16 protein-coding genes are annotated in these 18,056 nt (G+C 59.2%); 4 read left to right on the forward strand and 12 right to left on the reverse strand.

The window, feature by feature from the left end:
• Position 1 precedes the first annotated feature (1 nt).
• The 4 genes from ACO0LO_RS03665 to ACO0LO_RS03680 all read right to left on the reverse strand — a co-directional run bounded on the left by ACO0LO_RS03665 (position 2) and on the right by ACO0LO_RS03680 (position 4,654).
• The gene (locus ACO0LO_RS03665; protein ID WP_422962841.1) at positions 2–799 is read right to left on the reverse strand and encodes a hypothetical protein; all 798 of its coding nucleotides are present in this window, start codon (positions 797–799) and stop codon (positions 2–4) included.
• 217 nt (positions 800–1,016) lie between these two features.
• Positions 1,017–2,660 carry a trypsin-like peptidase domain-containing protein gene (locus ACO0LO_RS03670; protein WP_422962842.1) on the reverse strand — a complete coding sequence of 548 codons (1,644 nt, stop codon included), beginning with the start codon at positions 2,658–2,660 and terminating at the stop codon, positions 1,017–1,019.
• Positions 2,661–2,848: 188 nt separating this feature from the next.
• Complete coding sequence (locus ACO0LO_RS03675; RefSeq protein WP_422962843.1) at positions 2,849–4,129, reverse strand: DEAD/DEAH box helicase; 1,281 nt, start codon at positions 4,127–4,129, stop codon at positions 2,849–2,851.
• A gap of 111 nt (positions 4,130–4,240) precedes the next feature.
• The gene (locus ACO0LO_RS03680; protein ID WP_422962844.1) at positions 4,241–4,654 is read right to left on the reverse strand and encodes a hypothetical protein; all 414 of its coding nucleotides are present in this window, start codon (positions 4,652–4,654) and stop codon (positions 4,241–4,243) included.
• 460 nt (positions 4,655–5,114) lie between these two features.
• On the opposite strand from ACO0LO_RS03680, the gene ACO0LO_RS03685 reads away from it, so the two are divergent.
• On the forward strand, positions 5,115–5,489 hold the full coding sequence (locus ACO0LO_RS03685; RefSeq protein ID WP_422962845.1) for a hypothetical protein: 375 nt from the start codon (positions 5,115–5,117) through the stop codon (positions 5,487–5,489).
• A gap of 70 nt (positions 5,490–5,559) precedes the next feature.
• Here the strand turns inward: ACO0LO_RS03685 and ACO0LO_RS03690 are convergent, their stop codons facing one another.
• Positions 5,560–6,012 carry a hypothetical protein gene (locus tag ACO0LO_RS03690; RefSeq protein ID WP_422962846.1) on the reverse strand — a complete coding sequence of 151 codons (453 nt, stop codon included), beginning with the start codon at positions 6,010–6,012 and terminating at the stop codon, positions 5,560–5,562.
• 203 nt (positions 6,013–6,215) lie between these two features.
• Positions 6,216–9,284 carry a glycosyltransferase gene (locus ACO0LO_RS03695; protein ID WP_422962847.1) on the reverse strand — a complete coding sequence of 1,023 codons (3,069 nt, stop codon included), beginning with the start codon at positions 9,282–9,284 and terminating at the stop codon, positions 6,216–6,218.
• A 364-nt stretch (positions 9,285–9,648) separates the two neighbouring features.
• On the opposite strand from ACO0LO_RS03695, the gene ACO0LO_RS03700 reads away from it, so the two are divergent.
• Both ACO0LO_RS03700 and ACO0LO_RS03705 read left to right on the forward strand, forming a co-directional pair.
• Complete coding sequence (locus ACO0LO_RS03700) at positions 9,649–10,680, forward strand: aldo/keto reductase (protein WP_422962848.1); 1,032 nt, start codon at positions 9,649–9,651, stop codon at positions 10,678–10,680.
• Positions 10,681–10,892: 212 nt separating this feature from the next.
• The gene (locus ACO0LO_RS03705; RefSeq protein WP_422962849.1) at positions 10,893–11,051 is read left to right on the forward strand and encodes a DUF3309 domain-containing protein; all 159 of its coding nucleotides are present in this window, start codon (positions 10,893–10,895) and stop codon (positions 11,049–11,051) included.
• Positions 11,052–11,193: 142 nt separating this feature from the next.
• Here ACO0LO_RS03705 and ACO0LO_RS03710 read toward each other — a convergent pair whose 3' ends face one another.
• Both ACO0LO_RS03710 and ACO0LO_RS03715 read right to left on the reverse strand, forming a co-directional pair.
• Entirely contained in the window at positions 11,194–12,108 is a 915-nt protein-coding gene (locus ACO0LO_RS03710; RefSeq protein ID WP_422962850.1) for an alpha/beta hydrolase, read from the reverse strand.
• Positions 12,109–12,220: 112 nt separating this feature from the next.
• Positions 12,221–12,493, reverse strand: a complete 273-nt coding sequence (locus tag ACO0LO_RS03715) for a hypothetical protein (protein WP_422962851.1) — start codon at positions 12,491–12,493, stop codon at positions 12,221–12,223.
• A 272-nt stretch (positions 12,494–12,765) separates the two neighbouring features.
• Between ACO0LO_RS03715 and ACO0LO_RS03720 the strand changes: the two genes are divergently transcribed.
• Positions 12,766–13,278 (forward strand): nuclear transport factor 2 family protein, encoded by a 513-nt coding sequence (locus ACO0LO_RS03720; protein ID WP_422962852.1) that lies wholly within the window; start codon positions 12,766–12,768, stop codon positions 13,276–13,278.
• A gap of 23 nt (positions 13,279–13,301) precedes the next feature.
• Here the strand turns inward: ACO0LO_RS03720 and ACO0LO_RS03725 are convergent, their stop codons facing one another.
• From ACO0LO_RS03725 to ACO0LO_RS03740, 4 genes are all read right to left on the reverse strand, one after another.
• On the reverse strand, positions 13,302–14,498 hold the full coding sequence (locus tag ACO0LO_RS03725; RefSeq protein WP_422963473.1) for a DUF1501 domain-containing protein: 1,197 nt from the start codon (positions 14,496–14,498) through the stop codon (positions 13,302–13,304).
• Between the two features lie 25 nt (positions 14,499–14,523).
• Entirely contained in the window at positions 14,524–16,095 is a 1,572-nt protein-coding gene (locus ACO0LO_RS03730) for a DUF1800 domain-containing protein (protein WP_422962853.1), read from the reverse strand.
• 405 nt (positions 16,096–16,500) lie between these two features.
• On the reverse strand, positions 16,501–17,382 hold the full coding sequence (locus tag ACO0LO_RS03735) for a lysostaphin resistance A-like protein (protein WP_422962854.1): 882 nt from the start codon (positions 17,380–17,382) through the stop codon (positions 16,501–16,503).
• Positions 17,383–17,401: 19 nt separating this feature from the next.
• Positions 17,402–17,956, reverse strand: a complete 555-nt coding sequence (locus ACO0LO_RS03740; protein ID WP_422962855.1) for a MarR family winged helix-turn-helix transcriptional regulator — start codon at positions 17,954–17,956, stop codon at positions 17,402–17,404.
• Positions 17,957–18,056: the final 100 nt, after the last annotated feature.

Consider the following 18,056-nt stretch of genomic DNA (forward strand, 5'->3'; position numbering starts at 1 on the left):
ATCATGGAGTGTGCGGGGATGACGGGGTGGCCGCCGCGAGGTTCTGCCAGCTGGCGGCAGTCCAGGGGCGGGGTGAAAAGTAGTAGCGCCGATGGGCATGCACACGCATCCTCGGTTCGTCGCTGGAAAAACCTATCGCCGAGCGGCAGTGCGCTGGTGTAAAGCCCTGCTGCTGCAACAGTCTCTGGCGTAGCGCCTGCTGATCCGGCCCCATGCGGAAAGCCATGGGCACGATTTCGTCGGCGCGGCTTTGCTGCATCCAGTTGTCGTCCAGACACCAGGAAGCCAGTGCGGTCACGGACAGCGCAATGCGCGGGTCCAGTTGCTGCCGGATGGCAGCGATGGAGGCAGCCAGGAAAGCGCGCTGCGAGCGGCGCACTTCAAAATCCAGCTGCACCACGCGGCTGTTGCTGCGCTGCGCCACGCGCAGCAGCTCTCGCGTGATGCGCGCCTGTTGTGGCAGGCTGAGCGTAGGCGGCATGCGCCAGGAAGCATCAACATGCAGCACCGGCACCAGCGGCGTGGATTCATTGACCAGCAGCGGCATGGCGCGCGGGTGCACCAGGGCTTCATCACCCTGCAAGGTGATGGACGAGGCGACATAGGCAACGCCGATACCGGCGGGCAGCCAGCGCAGGTCTTCCGGTCTTTCCCAGGCCCATACCAGTTCTGAAGGCAGCTGCGCCAGTGCCGGATGCAGCTGTGCAGTGACCGCTTCGCTGCGGCTATCCATCTTCAGCGCCAGCGATATTCCGCAAGCCAGAAGGAAGAAGCTGACACCAAGGCTAAAGCCGCGCATTTCGCTCACGTAAAGGAGAGGTTGTTTTTCATGGATATTTTAACCGGTATGCAGTGCGGACCGGTTGAGAATTACTGACGCTGAACTGCGGTGCCTGCATTTGCTTGCAGCGAGGAAGAGGCAGGAAGAGGCAGGAAGAGGCGCTTGCAAAAATCCCCGCATGGCGCGGGGATTTAGCGAGGCGGATACCGGATTGAAAACCAGGCGCTTATTTAGCTTATTTGCCTGCCTTGCCCTGCCACACATCCATCATGTCCTGCGAGCCTTGCGAGCGTATGCCGTTGTCGGTCAGGATTTCGTCAGTGGCGGCCATCAGCTCCTTACGTGGCAACACGATGTTTTCGCCTATGCGCTGGTCGAACTTCAGCACGATCAGCTCATCCTTGGAATCGCGCAGCAGCGTGACCAGGTGTTTGAGGCTGCGTACCGGCGTGCCGTTGACGGAATACAGTACCGAACCGAAGCGGTTGTCGTAGCCCTTGACCAGCTTATGCGGGAAAAATGGTGCGCTGACTACGACCAGTTCTTCGCGCTCTGCGCTGGGCTCGTCCCCAAGCTGCGTCACCAGCGGGCTGTTGTTGTAGGCATAGGCATTCAGTGCCACGGGGTTGTTGGCGATCAGCGCGCGGAATTCCAGCGAGGCGCGAGAAAACACGATAGGGCCTGCAACGAAGTAAGAAGGATAGCTGCCCAGCAGCGGCGGTACCAGTTGCGGACGGGTGGCGCTGACGGGCAGCTGTATCGTCATCGTCTTGCCATTGCGGATCAGCGTCAACGGCAGTTTGCCGTCCTTGGCCAGCTGCTGTATGCGGTACTGGAAGCGCACATTCAGGTCTGCATTCAATTTCACCATGCCCTGGTTATCGACAGGAAATTCGCCGATCTGCGTGACCACGTCCCATTCCTTCAGCGGATAGGAAGCGCTGGATTGTGCCGGATGCTGCACCACCATGCCGTGCACGGATTTATCCAGCTTCAGGTAGGTGCGCAGCACCGGGTTTTCCAGAGTCTGCAGGGCATCGAACATGGCGGGCTTGCCGTCGTAACGGCCATCGGCGATGTCCTTGAGGAACAGTTCGATTTCTTCATTGGGGATGATGTAGCCGATATTCTGCGTATTGATCGCGCCGGAAAAGGCCAGGCCTATCATCTTGTCGCCGGCAATGACCGGGCCGCCGCTGTTGCCGGGGTTGATGGCGGCATCGATCTGTATCCGGAGGCCGGAGGTCTGGTAGTTGTAGGGCACGAACTCGATGCGGGAGACGATACCCTTGGTGATGGACAGCGATGTACCGCCGGTAGGGTAGCCGTAGGCCAGCACGGCATCCTTGATGTCCGGCAGCACATTGGCGCGTACCGGCGGCTTGTGGCTGGCGAAGAAGGATTCATCATCCAGCTTCAGCACGGCCAGGTCGATGCCGCGCGCAATGGCCACCACCGTGGCGGAAATCTTGTCGCCGCCCTGCTTGGCCTGCACCTGTACCTGGCTGGCGTAGCCGACCACATGCGCATTGGTCAGGATGCGGTTGCCCTCAATGACGACGCCGGAGCCGCTGACTTCCACTGGAGTGGCCTTGTTCCATGGCCGGAAAGGGTCGGGTGCGCGTATCGTCGAAAAAATCTTGACGACGGCGTTTTCCAGATGAGGCGAGGCTGGCACTGTAACAGGTGTCGCGGCTGCGGGGGCGGAAGTTGCAGGTGCGGGCGTCAACGGGGGAACCGTAGGCACCGGCAGGGTTGCCACGCCGTCGTCGGCTGTTTGCGGTGCGGCGTGCACAGGCAGGGCGAACAGGGCGGGGGATGCGCAGGCAAGAATGATCAGGCTGCTGCGGCAAAACTGGGTAAGGCGGCGAGGTGTCATGGGGCTCTTGAAAGATGCAGCTTTACGCTGGTTGGGAATGGTTTCAAAAAAGATTCAAAAACAGGCCTGAAACACGCAAGCCCGAGAATATAGCGAGCATAACCGAAGCTTGCAATCCCGGCAATTAAGCTTGTGTATCCAAATGCCAGGTGATATTGCACCTCAAGCTGCGCTTGTCTTCTTTCTCGCTATTGCGGTGGAGTTCCGTCGCCGCTTTTGGCCGCCGCCTCGCGCAATTTGTCCTTCTTGCTCTTTCTTTTCCCCTTGATGCCGCCGTTGAGCTGCTCGGTGGCCAGCGCGGCCGCTTCTTCAGTCATCGCCTGCTGCTTTTCTGCAGGCTCGAAGCCGGGAACCTGTTCGCGTGGCAGTTTCAGTTGCAGCCGGTTTTCTATCAGCCTCAAATGGGCTTCCGTTGCGGCACTGTAAAAGCTGACCGCAGCGCCGCTCTGGCCTGCGCGGCCGGTGCGGCCTATGCGGTGGGTGTAGTCGCTCACCGAGCGGGGCAGGTCGTAGTTCACCACGGCAGGCAACTGGGCAATATCGATGCCGCGCGCGGCCACATCGGTGGCGACCAGCACCTGCAGCCGCGCCGCCTTGAAATCTGCCAGCACTTGCGTGCGCTTGCCCTGGCTCAGTTCGCCGTGGAAGGCTTCGGCATGGATGCCGTTGCGGCGCAGCTTGTCGGCCACATGGCCAGCGGCGTATTTGGTGGCGACAAAAACCATGACCCTGCTCCATTGCTGTTGCTGGATCAGATGGCGCAGCAATTGCGTGCGCCGGCCCTCGTCCACGGCAATGGCGGTCTGTGCGATATCGGGTTTGCCGGCGTCGGTGGCTTCCACTTCGATGCGCAGCGGCTGCTGCAGTAGCGCAGCGGCCAGCGCGTCCACCGCAGGTGGAAAGGTGGCGGAAAAAAACAGGTTTTGCCTTTGCGCCGGCAGCAGCGCCAGGATGCGCTTGATCTCTTCGGCAAAGCCCAGATCCAGCAGGCGGTCTGCCTCGTCCAGCACCAGCGTGGACGCGCGTGAAATGTTGACGGCGTTATGGTCTATCAGGTCCAGCAGGCGGCCCGGTGTGGCGACGACGATGTCGGCGCCGCCGCGCAGGTGCAGCATCTGCGGGTTGATGGACACGCCGCCGAAGACGATGGCGATTTTCGGCTGCTGCGGCAGGTGCTGCGCATAGGCGCGCAGCGAGGCGCCGGTCTGCGCCGCCAGCTCGCGGGTGGGCGCCAGGATCACTATCCGTACCGGCTTCGGCTTTTCGTTGGGGGCCTGCTGCAGCAATTGCAGCAGCGGCAGGGCAAATGCGGCAGTCTTGCCGGAGCCGGTCTGGGCCAGGCCCAGCACATCCTCGCCACGCAGGATGGCCGGAATGGCGGCAGACTGGATGGCGGTCGGCGCGGTATAGGATTTTTCGCTGACTGCACGCAGCAGCGGAGGGATCAGGCCCAGGGAGGAAAATGGCACGGTGCTTGGAATGAGAGCCGGTGAGGGCGATGGATGCGGGCTTGCAGCCGCAAGTATAAGGCAGGCGGGAGGTATTTGGCGTGGGCGTCTTGAATTGCCTGCCCGAATTGTTTATCTGAATTGCCAGGCCATCACGACTTTGGCCCCCCGCCGCATTGTGCGTACCCGCATGGCGTTGGTTTCGCTGAGCTTGTATTCGAGCGCAGGGCGTTCTCCATCGGTCATCATGTGCAGGCCGTCGCGGCTATCCATGGGGATGTCCATCGTCCTGCCCTGGTCTGCCGATGCAGGGGCATAAACGCCCGAGGAAGCCATGCTCATGCTGCTACGGTCGGCATAGGCTTGCGTGCTCGCGCGCGGAACATCCATGCGTAGCGCCGAAGGTCTTGCCGCATCAGGGGGCACAGGAGCGGACGGGCCGCTGGAAACGTTAGCCGAAAGCTTGTCCGCCAGCGCCAGGGGGCTGACGAACACGGTAAGCAGCAGTAACAGCATTGGCAGCGCAATCGCTTTAATCGCATCCATGATCTTGCCTCAACAAAAAATAGTGTCACCCGTGATTCATCTGAAGCACCCGATATAAGCGTCCATTCCCGCCTTGAATCCAGAAAGTGAGGCGACTCTCTGGTCGGTTGATGCTAAATGATCTCGTGTTACTAATATCGTCCTGTTGAAAACGGAATTCCGTACGCCAGCTAACGCTGAAAGCAGGAAGTTTTTCAAGCAGACGCACTGGCAAAATCATTGTTTTCTGGAATCAGCTTATGCCTGTTTGGGCAGATGCTCCAGTAAGAAGAAGTGAGCGTTCGTGCTAATTTGTAAGACAATGTAATATTGCCAATAATGAAAGCCGGTCCGCTCTTCCGGCTTTCGCGAAGCTGAGATATAATTTCCATGTGGAAACATTAACTGTTACATGGATCTGTGCCGTGGCAATACGGCGCTTACCCTGAACAGCATGTCTTTTTGGATCAAGAGGCCGGCGATGGAAAGAAAATACTATTTCGAGATCGGTAATTGGGACGAAGCCGCATGGCTCGTGGCAAAACACGACCCCGAGCGCTTCCAGGACGAGAAGGTAGCAAAGACGCTGCTGAAAAACACGGTCATCGATGCGCTGTCCGCCAAGTCCCTGGACGAGCTGAAGCGTTTTGATCCCTTGGTCTACGGCCCCATCATGGCGCTGCCGTCCGCTTTTCTGCAGTCCAGCGCGGCCGGGGAATATGAGAGCGTGCACGTGCATTTTTGGCATTGCCTGGCCACGCTGGACCATTCCACGGTGGAAGTGCAGGGGCGCGAGCATGACGCCGCGCCGGAAATGGTGAGCAAAATAGTGAACAATATAGAGCACGCCCTGTAGCAAATCGGGCAGACAAAGTAAAACGGCGGCCGCGATATGCAGGCCGCCGTTTTTGTTTCAGGGCGAACGGCTAGGCTTGCAGCATATCGGCCACCCAGCTTTCCGCATCCTTGGTATTGTCAAAAGTCCGGTAGGGAAGGTTATGCTTCCTGAACAGTTTCTCGTAGCGGATGGCCATGATGGTGCGGCCCTCGACGCTGTCGTCCGTAACATGCGCAAAGGCGGATGCCGCGCGGCCCTGCTTCAGCAGGCAGCCTATCATCTTGTCCATCGCTTCATAGGCTTCCAGCGACATGATGGCATTGCCGCGGACAACCAGGATTTCCGCCCAGCGGCCCACCGGTTTGACAACCGTGTGCAGCGCATGCAGGGTTTTTTTCAGCGTCTGCACAAACTCCAGGTTGAACGGACCGCTCGCCTCATGATAGGCCACATTGCCGTCGAAGCGCGCGTCCAGATAGCCGTGCGCGCGGAAGGAGGTGACTTCAAATTGCCTGGTATTGAATCGGGCTTCGGTGAACATGGCTGCTCGCTGGTGGACTGGTGGCTGGTTGCTCTGTGCCTGCATTGTATTGGCTGAAGGCAACAATTTAAAGCACAGATCGCCTTGCGTTTGCAAACGATTGTTAGCTGGCCCTGCGGTTTCTGCTAGCTGCCAGGATGCCGAATCCCGGTGCAAAAAAAAGCGGCCCGTGATGGGCCGCCATGTGGCTTTGCGTTGGTCTGCTACTTCTGCAATGCTGCCTGGATGTATTCCAGGCGGTCGAGGATGCGCCTGCCTATGACGGCGGGGCTGTATTCCTCCGCCATCGTCCGCCTGGCTTCGGCGGAGATGCGGGCGCGCAGCTCGCCGTCTTCGACGATGCGGCGCATCAGCTCTGCAGCGTGCCCAACATCGGCATTTGCCCAGGTCTGGCCGGCTTTGTATACACCCACGTCTTTTTCTATTTGGACCAGCGTGTAATTGACCGGCAGCGAATTTTGCGGGCGCATGAACTCGGTATTGCCGGACCAGTTGGTGGCAATAACCGGCTTGCCGAGGAACATGGCTTCTGCCGGCCCCAGGCCATAGCCTTCCGAGCGGTGCAGCGATACCAGTGCGTCACAGACGGATTGCAGGTCATACACTTCCTGCCGCGTCATCGTTTCATTGATCCAGATGACATCGCTGCGGCCCGCCAGCCTGTCGCGCAGCGCAGCCACATCGGCGTTGTGGAACTGCGCATTCTGGGTCTTGATGACCAGTGCGGCTTTGTTGCCTGCGTTGTCGTTGCCTTTGCCAAAAGCCTGGTCGAAAGCGTCCAGCGCGGCTTGCGGATTCTTGCGCTCCTGGTATGACGAGAAGTCGTACATCATCAGGAACAGGAAGGTGTCTTCCGGCAGATTGAAACGGGCGCGGCTGGCATCCGGCGAAATACTGAAGTGTATCGCATGCGGCATGCGCACCACCGGCACCGGCGAGCGTTTGGCGACGGCTTCCTGCACAAAACCGGTCGGTACCCAGATTTCGTTCAGGCTGTTGAAACCGGCCAGGTGTTCATCCAGCATATTGGGCAGCTCCCAGTGCCAGAAGCCGATGTTATAGCGGGAGAAAAGGTGGGCCGGCAGATTCATCTCCGCTTCCGTCATCTGGTCTGCATTGATGTGGAACACATTGATCGCGTGTACCGGCTCCGTGACAAGGCGGCTTTCCAGGCTGCGGTCTTCCACGCGGCTGTTGTTGTTATTGTTGAAGTCGATGATGGCGCTGGGAATCGCTGCCGCATCCAGCGCCCCGGTAAACTGGCGCAGCGACTGGCCTACGCCATGCTCGGAACGGGCATAGCCGATGACGTTGACGCCAGGTGCGCCGCGTGCCTGCGGCAGATTGGCAGGCGGCTGTTGTGCGGCATTGAATACGTGTATGCCGCCTATGCTGATGCTGGCAATCTGCAAGGACAGATGGCGGACATCGTCGCTGTCGCCCAGTGCGTTAGGCACAAAGCTGGTTTCCGGCCTCAGGTGCAGCGTTGCCGGCCAGGTTTGCGGAAGCTGTTTCAGGTCGATGCTGATGTCGAATGGGCCAGCGTCGGAGATCTTCACGGTGCTGCGGTCGCCATCGTCCAGCCCGAGCGACATGGATAGGACAGGATTGCCGTGCGCGCGCTGGTGCATGTCCGGGTGGTGTATGCCTTGCAGCCTGAGCGTGCCGGAGGCAGGGCTGTCTAGAATAACAAACCGTGCCTGGCGGCCTACCCACCAGGCGTTCTTTCCGGGCTCTGCGTACAGGCCGGAAAAGCGGCTGATACGGCGTGACGGGCTGACCAAAGGAACTCCGCTGCTGCGGTCGCCGTAGGCTGCCGCGGCCTGCAGCGGATCCAGTCTCGCGGTATCCGGCAGTGCCAGCCCCACCTTGCTGGCCCAGCGCGAACCGCGAAATTGTCCAAAGGCCAATTGTGCAAAGGCGACCGGCCCGGTAATTTTTTGGTATTGTTGCAGCCGTGCGGCACCCAGCTTGCCGCCGGTTGCCTTTTTGTGCAGATACACCAGGCTCTTCGTCCAGACCGAGGGCTGGTCGTCAGGACCTATGGCCTTGTCCCCGCTGGCGCGCATGCCTGCCAGTGCGCGGCGCACCGGCAGAATATAGATGTCGGAGATACCGGCTTCGACGCCGCCGGATTCGGTAAACCAGTGATAAAACGCGACGCGGCTGCTACCCAGGGGGTCTGGAAACATCCGCTGGAGGTGCTGGTGCTCCAGCCATAGGCCGCGCAGCACGGGCGGCAGGTTGCCGGCATTGCCGTACACGAAGTAATCGGCACTATCGAACGGGTTTTCTCCCGCCTGGAAGCGTACGTCGGCATCCTCACGGTACAGCAGGCGTATAGCCGGTGGAATAGGCGTACCTTCCGAAAAGCCGCCGAATGCATAGGGATGCTTCCTGAATTCGGCAAAACCGTGGCTCAGCACGCGCCTGGCGTATTCCAGCGCCAGTTCGCGCGCTTCGCCTATCGTATCCAGCCGAAGGCGGTTCTGGTGCTTGGAAAATGGCTGAGGGTTCTGCGGATCGAAGCCGCTGAAATGGAAGAAGCGCAAAGGACGTCCGCCGGCCAGCCATGCATTGCCCTGGCGGGTAACAGGGCGGTGCGGCAGGTTCCAGTAAGCGACGTTGTAGCCGGGGTCGCGCAGCACGGCAAAGCCGCCGAACATGCCGGGCGCCATGTCTACCCATTTCTGGTCGGTAAACAAGCCGCGCGCCGGATCGGAGACGGCGCCGTATTCCAGCTTGTCTTCCCACCACTTGATGAAAGCATCCGATGCCGGCAGGCTGCCCAGCGCCAGGAACCCCAGGTTGTAGGAACCTGCGCGCATGATGTCGAGTTCGCTCGGCTCCAGGCCATCGTCCAGCGGGGCGGTCAGGTGCGGTGTGACCACGGCGGCTGCGCCTTCGTCCAGCAGGCGTTCCACATCCTCCAGGCGGTCCAGCACCAGGATGTCCGGGTCAATATACACAACGCGCTCGTAACCCTGGCGGCGCAAGCGGGCGAACATATAGGGCTTGGCCGCTGTGTTCAACTCCATGATGCCGTAGCGGAACAGGAATTCGCGCATTTTCGGCAACGGCAACTGCTCCACCGTCATCGCAGAAAACAGGTCGCCGCCGACACTCGCCGGGTCTTCACAGCGGTCCACCAGCAGCACATGCCTGTCCCATTCCGGGTGCGTGGTGCTGAGGCTTTCCATCAGCGTCCTGGCAAATGCGCCGTAATTCAGAGAAACAATGGTAAAGACCGCGGTTTTATTCGTTTTTTTCAAAATCCATTCCCAAATGATTGAACAGTACCCGAGGCCCGTGTTGGCGTGTCCGCCAAGGCCGATATCGGATACTCACTTGTACTTACAGCAAGGTAAAAGTTTAGGGATGGATGATACCCCAAAGCGCACGCTCCGGGAGCCAGCCGGGAGCTTCCAGAATTGTAATGAAATGCATCAAATATTGCCGGTAAAGCATGACGAATGCGCTTTTTTACTCTCTATCGCCATCATCTCCGGGCTTGTCATGGAACGGAATTCTGCCCTTGGCATCACGGGAACCGCAACCCGGTTAAGATAGCCGTGCAGTGACTGAAATGCATCTTTTTGCCGGTATCCGGCTTTCATCTATTCAAGGAAAACGCATATGGAAAATCGAAGACTGGGAGCCTCCGGCTTCATGGTGCCGGCATTGAGCATGGGTACCGGTACTTTCGGCGGCGGTGGCGAGCTGTTCCGTGCCTGGGGTTCCACCGACGTCGAGGGTGCGCGGCGCCTGGTGGATATCTGCCTGGAGTCCGGCGTGAACATGTTCGACAGCGCCGATGTGTATTCGGCCGGCCTGGCCGAAGAGATACTCGGCAAGGCGATACAGGGGCGGCGCGACAAGGTGATCGTGTCCACCAAGGCCACCTTCCGCATGGGAAAGGAGCCCAACAATGTGGGCTCGTCGCGGCACCACCTGATACGTTCAGTGGAAGGCGCATTGCGCCGGCTGGATACCGATTATATTGACCTGTTCCAGCTGCATGGTTTCGACGCGCTGACGCCGGTGGAAGAAGTGCTGCGCACGCTGGACGACCTGGTGCAGGCCGGCAAAATACGGTATATCGGCGTATCCAATTTCTCGGGCTGGCATTTGATGAAATCGCTGGCCGCCTCCGAAAAGAACGGCCTGACGCGCTATGTCGCACACCAGGCTTATTATTCGCTGATAGGCCGCGATTATGAATCGGAGCTGATGCCGCTCGGCATAGACCAGGGCGTGTCCGCTGTCGTGTGGAGCCCGCTGGGCTGGGGCCGGCTCACCGGCAAGATCCGCCGCGGCACCGGCTTGCCGGAACAAAGCCGGCTGCACAAGACGGCCGAATTCGGGCCGCCGGTCAGCGACGAGATCCTGTTCCGTGTTGTCGATGCGCTGGACGCCGTTGCGCAGGAAACCGGCAAGACGCTGCCGCAGATCGCGCTGAACTGGCTGTTGCAACGGCCTACGGTCGCTTCCGTCATCATCGGCGCACGCGACGAGGCGCAACTGAGGGATAATCTTGGCGCCGTCGGCTGGACGCTGTCAGCCGAACATATCAAGCGCCTGGATGCCGCCAGCGCGTTTATTCCGCCTTATCCTTACTGGCACCAACGCGGATTTGCAGAGCGTAATCCTTCGCCTGTTGCAGTCTGACAGTCTGAATTTCAGCCCGCCAGTCCCTCACGCCGGTGAGGGACTGGCGGGGCGGCATAAAAAGCTTGCACTTAAGTGTGCTGCCCCACCGACGGGCTTTGCCATTGCCTATATCTTCAGTCGTACGTCGCGGCTTTGTGCAGCACATTTTTACTGCACACCCCAATACCGGGGCACGCGCGATGCCGATAGACAATGATAAGGAGAATGCAATGAGCCTCGGACTGATTTTATTGATTATCTTGATTTTGATACTGGTAGGCGCATTCCCCGCGTGGCCGCATAGCCGCAGCTGGGGTTACGGTCCCAGCGGTGCAACGGGGCTGATTGTGATTATCCTGATTGTGCTTTTGCTGACCGGGCGAATATAGCTTTAGCGGCAGCAATGGTGCACTTCTATTGCACTCATGGTGCTCCAGCGGAGCACTGCAAGCAACGATGAAAAAGGCGGCCCTGCTTACGCGGGCCGCCTTTTTTATTTTCCCGACACCTGCTTATTTTTCCGCCGCTTGCTTATTTTTCCGCCGCCTGCGGCATGCCGAGTGCTTTCAGGATGTGGGCCAGCACGATCTTCCATGACGGCGAGGTCGCGGCTATTTCATCGTAGTGGCTGGCGCCGGTGAGGATGATGGCTTCTGCATGGTCGCCGGCCTCCCTGGCCCGCTTCGCATAATCTTCGCCGACGCGCGGCGGCGACACCGTATCCAGTTCGCCGTTGATCAGTATCGTGCTGCCGCCGACAGGCAGCATTTCTGCCGACGAGGTGTCGGAGAAAACGTCGGGTCGCATGGTGCTGGGCGTGCCGGTCAGCTGCACCATGTCGCGGTCGCAGCTGGACTTGATCAGTTTTTCTTCGCGTCGCAAATCCGCCAGGCCTCCCAGGCTGATCACTACGGGAATCGGCAGCGGATCAGGCTGGTACAGCGGGCTGGATACCGGCAGTTTTTTTCTGGCCGCTGCCCACTGGGCCAGCTGGCCGCCGGCGGAATGGCCGATGGCAACGACGCGGTTGGCGTCCAGTCCATATTTGCCGGCGCTGGCTTGCAGCAGGTTGAGTGCCGCGCTGATGTCCTGGTAGGTGCCGGGATAACCGCCGCCTTCTTCATCCACGCGCCGGTACTCCACGTTCCACACTGCAATGCCGCGCCGGGCGAGGTCGCCGGCGACGTTATGCATCTGCTTTATACCGCCGAACTCAACTGTCCAGCAACCGCCGTGGATGACGATGGCGACAGGAAAAGGGCCATGTCCCTCGGGTTTGAACAGCTCCACGAATTGCGAGGGCTGGGTGCCGTAGGCGAGGTGCACATCCGGCTCCGGCCCCTGCAGGTCCATGTAGTTTTTCAGACTCATCGGTGCAGCAGCCGCCGTGCCCACAGCGACGGCGGAAGCGGCCAGCAAGGTAGCGCAACCCAGGTTTTTCAGCATATCGGTTTCCCGTAAAATAGGAATCGGATTTCCCTCGCCCGCTCAGCAGCGGCGCGGGAAAGTGCACGATTTTAACCGATCACGCGGGGAAAGAGCGCGCAACTGCGGAGGCCTATGCCGGGATGGTATTTCTCTGCAGAATGGCAACCCTGATTCTTTGCCGGCGGTCGCCCATCAGGCTGCGCAATTCCTCAACGCTGATCTGGCTGACTTCCTGCATGCGCATCAACAGCCACGCGCCTACCGGCACGGAATGCTGTCGTATCAGGTGGATGATGGGGCGGGAAACGGCAAGTACGCGGGAAAGTGCGGCATCGTCGCGTAACTTCAATCTTTCTTTGATGGTGTTTAACAAACGGTTGGGATCGTAACTTGTCTTGTCCAAAGACGATGTCCTTACTGGCGTCATCGTAATACTCCATTGCAAATAGGTCTGCTGACCCGAATTCATACTGATACTGAAGATGTGGGCGGAGTATAAAAAAACAATGAGGAATTTGTAACTGAAAAACGCCGGCGCCGATGCAGGCAAGGGCGCACCGTTCATCCCCGCATGCTGCTGTTCGACCTTCCCATCATGCCGTTTATCCGATGCCGCTGGCGCGGTGGTGCGGGTAAATTTACTATACGGCAGTGAAAACACGTAGGGGAGTAAAAATGGCGCGCAAAAAATATCATTCCCTGCTCAGCATCATGGCAGCTACTGCTTTGCTATTGGCAGTAGCGCCGCAAAGTTTTGCCGCGCCGCAGCAAGACAATGCCGCCCTAAGCCGGAAAATTGCGGAGCTGGACGCCGAGGTCTTCGACGCCTACAACCGCTGCGACATGGAGAAATTCGAAAGCCTGTTTACCCCCGATGTCGAGTTTTATCATGACAACGGCGGCGCAACCTTTGACCGCGCCAGTGTCATTGCCAGCACACGTCAATATATCTGCAATAAAGTGCGCAGGCAGCTGCTGGGCGAGAGTCTTAGGATTTATCCGATCAAGGATTTTGGCGCGGTGGAAGAGGGGGAGCATATTTTTTGCCAGACTGAAAACGGGCGATGCGAAGGCGCGGCAAAGTTCCTGATGATCTGGGAGAACAAGGAAGGCCGCTGGCGCATCAGCCGGGTCGTCAGCTACGGCCACCGCGAACTCAGCGAGACGGAGAAAGCGCAGCTGCATTGACGTGATGCAAAGCGCTCCGCGTGCTATATCAGTCCGATATCCTTGCCCCTGACGCCGAACACGCGTTCCACCTGGCCTGCATTGAGCCCGTACATGCGTGCAAACATGCCGCCGAACATGGCGCGATATTCATTCAGCACAGGATAATCGCGGTTCTGGAACAGCGTTGCCTGTTCCACCCGTATCTGTTCACCCATGACCTGGCCGCCGTGTATGCCGCCGCCTAGCACCCAGTAGACGCTGCCGTGGCCGTGGTCGGTGCCGCGGTTGCCGTTTTCGCGGAAGGTGCGGCCGAATTCGCTGACAACGATGACGACCGTATCCTTCCAGTCGCTGCCCATCTCCTGCGCAAAGCCTGCCAGGCCACGCCCCAGTTCATCCAGCCTGCCGGCCAGGTAGCCGGTGGCGCCGCCTTCGCCGACATGGGTATCCCAGCCGCCGACATCGACGAAGCCGATGTTGTATTTATCCTTCATCAGCTTGGCGATGCGGCGGGCTTCCAGTTCAAAGCCTTTGGCGGTAATGGCATTGCGGTTGGCGGCATCCATCTCGCCTATCATTTCCTTCATGACGTCGTCGCGCACGGTAAAACCTTCATTGACCTGCTGCGCCAACGGCGTGCCCTGGTACATGGAAGCGATCAGCTTGCTCTGGCGCGCATCCACGGCGGGTTTGCCAACGGAGCGCAAAGCCGTATTCGGAATCTGCACGCCACCCTGCATGATCAGCGGCAACTGGTCGGTAAAGGAAATGGCCGCCGTGGTGTCCACATTGAGGATGCCTGCCAGCCGGTTCAGGAAACCGGAGCGGTAATCGCGGCTGCGGTCCAGCGGCTGACCCAGCTCTATGCTGTCCTGGGTTTCAAAATGGCTGCGCGACACATCCTCGGTACCGGCAAACGGCACAAAGGCTGCCTGGCCGGCGGTGAACAGCGGGTAAATGCTCTCGCGTAGCGCCGGGTGCAGGCCCCAGTCTGCGTTGATGGGCAGTGCCGAATTCAGGTCGGCGCCGGGTTTGGGCACGGCGATGTTGGGCCGTGCCTGGTAATAGAACTGGCTGGAAATCGGCACCAGCAGGTTGGCGGCATCATAGCCGCCGCGCATGAAGACAAACAGCAGCCGGGTCTTGGTCGCCGGCGCGGCCCACAGCTTGCCGGCAAACGAGGCGGCAGGCAGCATGGCAAGGGAGGTCAGGGACTTCAGCAAGGTGCGGCGTTTCATCATGTTCTCCGTTCTCAACAACACCTTAGCGGTGCATCAATTCAGGCGACGACAGCAGGAAGGTATTCCATTCCTGCGGCGAACTCGCCTGGTCCAGCACCTGGCGTGTGGCCGGGCTCAGCGTTTTTTGCAGCGACTGGTAATACAGCGCATTGGCCAGCTGCGGGAAGGCGGCGCGTTCCTGCGGCTGCGGGCCGTCGGTCTTGAACAGGCCGGCATTGCCGGAACCTATGGCCTTGGCGATCTCAAACCGGGTATTCATCTGGCCGGGGCTGGCCCACGATGCTTCCGTCAGCGGATAGCCGTCCGGCGTCTGGCGGCCATACAGCGGCTCGCCCATGCGGTTGAGCCAGTTCAGCATAGGGCCGGCGTTCAGGATGGCCTTGTCGTCGTAGGCCAGGCGCACGGCGGAAACCACATAATGCACCGGGTCCTTGAATTTATGCGCCAGCGACTGCGTGAATTCTGGCGAGGTGAACATGGTTCGCAGCGTGGCGGCAATGTCGCCATCGGTTTTAAGGAAAGTCTGCGCCATGCTTTCCACCAGCGCCGGTGGCGGTTCGTCCGCGACGAAATAGACCGCCAGCTTGCGGCTGATGAAGTGCGCGGTGGCAGGGCTGCTGCTCAGCTTTGCGATCGCTTCGTCCACTTCCGTCAGGCCGCGGCCGCGCACTGTCTGCCCCAGGAACTGCTTGTTGCCGTAGTCGTGGCGATTGGGGTTGAATTCAAACATGCCCTGGTGCACATACTGGCCCTGCAACTCCTTTTTGACGTTCGGCGTATTGTTGCCCATGTTGACGCCGACGCCGGTCAGGATGCGCGCCATTTCCTGCACATCGCGCTGGCTGTAGCCGCCGTTGACGCCCAGCGTGTGCAGCTCCATCAGCTCGCGCGCATAGTTTTCATTGATGCGGTTGACGGCGTTCTGCTCATTATCCAGGTAGCGTATCATCGCCGGATGGTGCAGCGTGGCGGCCAGCAGATCGCGGAACTTGCCTAATGCATGCGGGCGTATCGCCTTCTCTTCATAATCGCCGACCAGCAGGCGGATATTGCTTTTCCCCTGGTGGACGTTGAAATGGTTCATCCAGAACCAGGTCATCTGTTCCTGCAGCTGGTTGGATGAATACAGGTCGCGCAGCAATGAGCGGGTGGCCGATTCTCGCGCCAGCCGGTTCAGCTCCTGCTGGTAGGCTTGTTGGGCCGCCTTTTTTTCATCATCGCTGGTAATGGCGTCGGCATCCTTGCGGCGCTGCTCCAGTTCCAGGTTCAGTTGCTCTACCGGCCGCTGCGATATGGTCATTGCCGCGATCTGCGCCTGCACCTGGGGTGGCAACGTTGCGGCGGCAGGGTGCAGCTGCTGTTCCAGATAGCGGTCGTAGCCAAGCGCCTGCGCCTGCTGTTCGGCGGAGGAGGTGACACCCCAGCTGATGCGGTTGAGCGCATTGGTCAGCTCGGCCTGCTTCAGCGGTTGGCCGGACGCTTGCCCTGTACCAGTGGATGCACAGCCGGCAAGCAGCAGCATGGGCAGCAATAGGCCGCAGCCAGTGGTGAAGGCGAGAGCGAAGTGGGGTTTCAGCGCGGGAGGAGCAGGCATATTAGGGTGCCTCAAAGGTGATTACGGCTGTTATTGGTTCAGAATTGCTTCAGTATAGGAGCTAGAACGCAATGAACGGTCTTAACGATGACCGGTATCGTGTTAATGCTGAAACAATTTGTAACGCGCGTTGCCAGCAAATGGAAAGAACGGCCTGCGCCAGCATGCCGGTTTCTCTGTGGGGTTAGCGAATGCTTAAGGGACGCTTAATGGACGCCTAATGGACGCCTAATGTACTCTTAATGGACGCATACTGGACGCGTAATGCATAGGATAATCCAGTGCCGTTGAATCAGCTTTATCGTTGAAAGTTGATGGTAAAGGATTGCCCGGAATTCGGTACGTTACGCTTCGCTAACGCACCCTACTTTTTTTTAGTCCTTATTTTAGTCCTTATTTTAGTCTTTAACCGACGGGTTTCTGTGCCCAGAAAGGGCGGATGTAATCCTCCCGGCGTCCGGCGCGCACCAGCAGGTAGATACTTGCCAGCGTCACGGTGAGCAGCGCGGCAATCGAGCCTTCCACGCCGTAGTCTCCGCCGGTCAGCCATTGCGGGCCGCTCAGCTGTCCTTGAAGCAGTCCTTTGGCCGGATGTCCGGATACCGCGACAGAGAAGATGTCGCCCAGGCAGAAGTTCCATGCAATATGGATGCCTATCGCCAGCCACAGGCGGCGGGTAGCCATATAGGCAGCCGTAAACATGATGCCCGCCACAAAGGTGATGGCGATGGCAAGCAAAGTGACGCCGGCGTTGGGCGCATGCGACAGCGCAAAAATGACGCCGGACAAGATCAGCGCGATACGGGTTCCCAGGGATTTTTCCAGTATCCGGAAAATCACGCCGCGAAACAGTATCTCTTCAAAGAAGCCCACCATCACCGGTTCTGCCAGCGCAATCAGCACCGCCGTGCCGTTATTGTTGCTGCCGGTGATGGAGTAGGCTCCTGCAAGGGCAAGCGCGCCCATCGTCACGGCCAGCAGCAGCGTGCCGGACAGCAGGCCGGCGCCCAGTTCCTTGCCGGCGCCCGCCAGCGACAGCTCCTGTGCGCTGCGTTTTTCCATCAGCCGCACATACAGTAGGTAGGCGCCGATACAAAGCGCCGTGGCCAGCAGGTAGGGCCAGACGATGCGCATCGATTTTTCGACCACTGCCTGCACTATCCCGAATGTCAACGCCACCGGCAGCATGGTGGCGAGGATGCCCAGGATGATCCTGGTCAGCGGAAAATACAGGATGCGCTTTCCCACACTGCGGGTAGGGGGTGTGACGAGGCTTGCTGCGATCATTGCTGCTCCTTGGGAGTATTTACGATGACGTGGATTTTTTGCGGCCGGCGGCCTGCTTCGTCGCTTTGCCGGATGCAGTACGTGTTTTAGTGCCGGCCTCTACATTGTCTTTTTTTATTGTTCCCCTGGCTTCGCGGATGCGCGCACCGTAGCTTTTGGCTTCCAGCGCGCTTATCGTATCTTCCAGTGTTTGTTGCAGCGAGTAGGGCAGGTCGGCTTCCAGGCTGTCTGCGGCCATGGCGGTGGCTCGCCAGCACTCCTGCAGCAGCGGCAGCAGTGCCTGCCCTTGTTTCGTCAACTGTATCAGCCGTTGCCTGCCATCTTCTGCGCCAGCCTCGGCCGACACCAGACCCTTCTTGATCATCAGCGCAACAGTCTGCGTTGCCGCCGGCTGCGTCATGCCTGCCGTTGCAGCAATATGTCCTATGGTGGCTGGCGACTGCTGCATCAGCGCGCGCATCACCGGCGTGTAGCGCGGACGGTAGTCTATACCCGCTTCCTCATAAGCCGCTTCCACTGCGCCGTCCAGCAGCTCTGTCAGATGCCTTAGCAAGGTTCCAAGTCCTGGTTTCATCAAGATATATCGCTAATTATATAAGTGGTTAAGTAATTATAGGGATTTTTTCGAAGAATGGTAAAAATTTTTGAAACTATTCTGAAACGCCTGCTGTCAA

The sequence above is a fragment of the Undibacterium sp. TJN25 genome (assembly GCF_049339885.1).
Classification (GTDB): domain Bacteria; phylum Pseudomonadota; class Gammaproteobacteria; order Burkholderiales; family Burkholderiaceae_D; genus Undibacterium.

What these genes read in the sequence shown, in the direction of transcription:
- ACO0LO_RS03730 (WP_422962853.1), bottom strand. Translation starts at nt 16,095, where the DNA reads ATGCCTGCTCCTCCCGCGCTGAAACCCCACTTCGCTCTCGCCTTCACC.
- ACO0LO_RS03685 (WP_422962845.1), top strand. Translation starts at nt 5,115, where the DNA reads ATGGAAAGAAAATACTATTTCGAGATCGGTAATTGGGACGAAGCCGCA.
- ACO0LO_RS03700 (WP_422962848.1), top strand. Translation starts at nt 9,649, where the DNA reads ATGGAAAATCGAAGACTGGGAGCCTCCGGCTTCATGGTGCCGGCATTG.
- ACO0LO_RS03735 (WP_422962854.1), bottom strand. Translation starts at nt 17,382, where the DNA reads ATGATCGCAGCAAGCCTCGTCACACCCCCTACCCGCAGTGTGGGAAAG.
- ACO0LO_RS03705 (WP_422962849.1), top strand. Translation starts at nt 10,893, where the DNA reads ATGAGCCTCGGACTGATTTTATTGATTATCTTGATTTTGATACTGGTA.
- ACO0LO_RS03740 (WP_422962855.1), bottom strand. Translation starts at nt 17,956, where the DNA reads ATGAAACCAGGACTTGGAACCTTGCTAAGGCATCTGACAGAGCTGCTG.
- ACO0LO_RS03670 (WP_422962842.1), bottom strand. Translation starts at nt 2,660, where the DNA reads ATGACACCTCGCCGCCTTACCCAGTTTTGCCGCAGCAGCCTGATCATT.
- ACO0LO_RS03720 (WP_422962852.1), top strand. Translation starts at nt 12,766, where the DNA reads ATGGCGCGCAAAAAATATCATTCCCTGCTCAGCATCATGGCAGCTACT.
- ACO0LO_RS03665 (WP_422962841.1), bottom strand. Translation starts at nt 799, where the DNA reads ATGCGCGGCTTTAGCCTTGGTGTCAGCTTCTTCCTTCTGGCTTGCGGA.
- ACO0LO_RS03725 (WP_422963473.1), bottom strand. Translation starts at nt 14,498, where the DNA reads ATGAAACGCCGCACCTTGCTGAAGTCCCTGACCTCCCTTGCCATGCTG.
- ACO0LO_RS03690 (WP_422962846.1), bottom strand. Translation starts at nt 6,012, where the DNA reads ATGTTCACCGAAGCCCGATTCAATACCAGGCAATTTGAAGTCACCTCC.
- ACO0LO_RS03680 (WP_422962844.1), bottom strand. Translation starts at nt 4,654, where the DNA reads ATGGATGCGATTAAAGCGATTGCGCTGCCAATGCTGTTACTGCTGCTT.
- ACO0LO_RS03710 (WP_422962850.1), bottom strand. Translation starts at nt 12,108, where the DNA reads ATGCTGAAAAACCTGGGTTGCGCTACCTTGCTGGCCGCTTCCGCCGTC.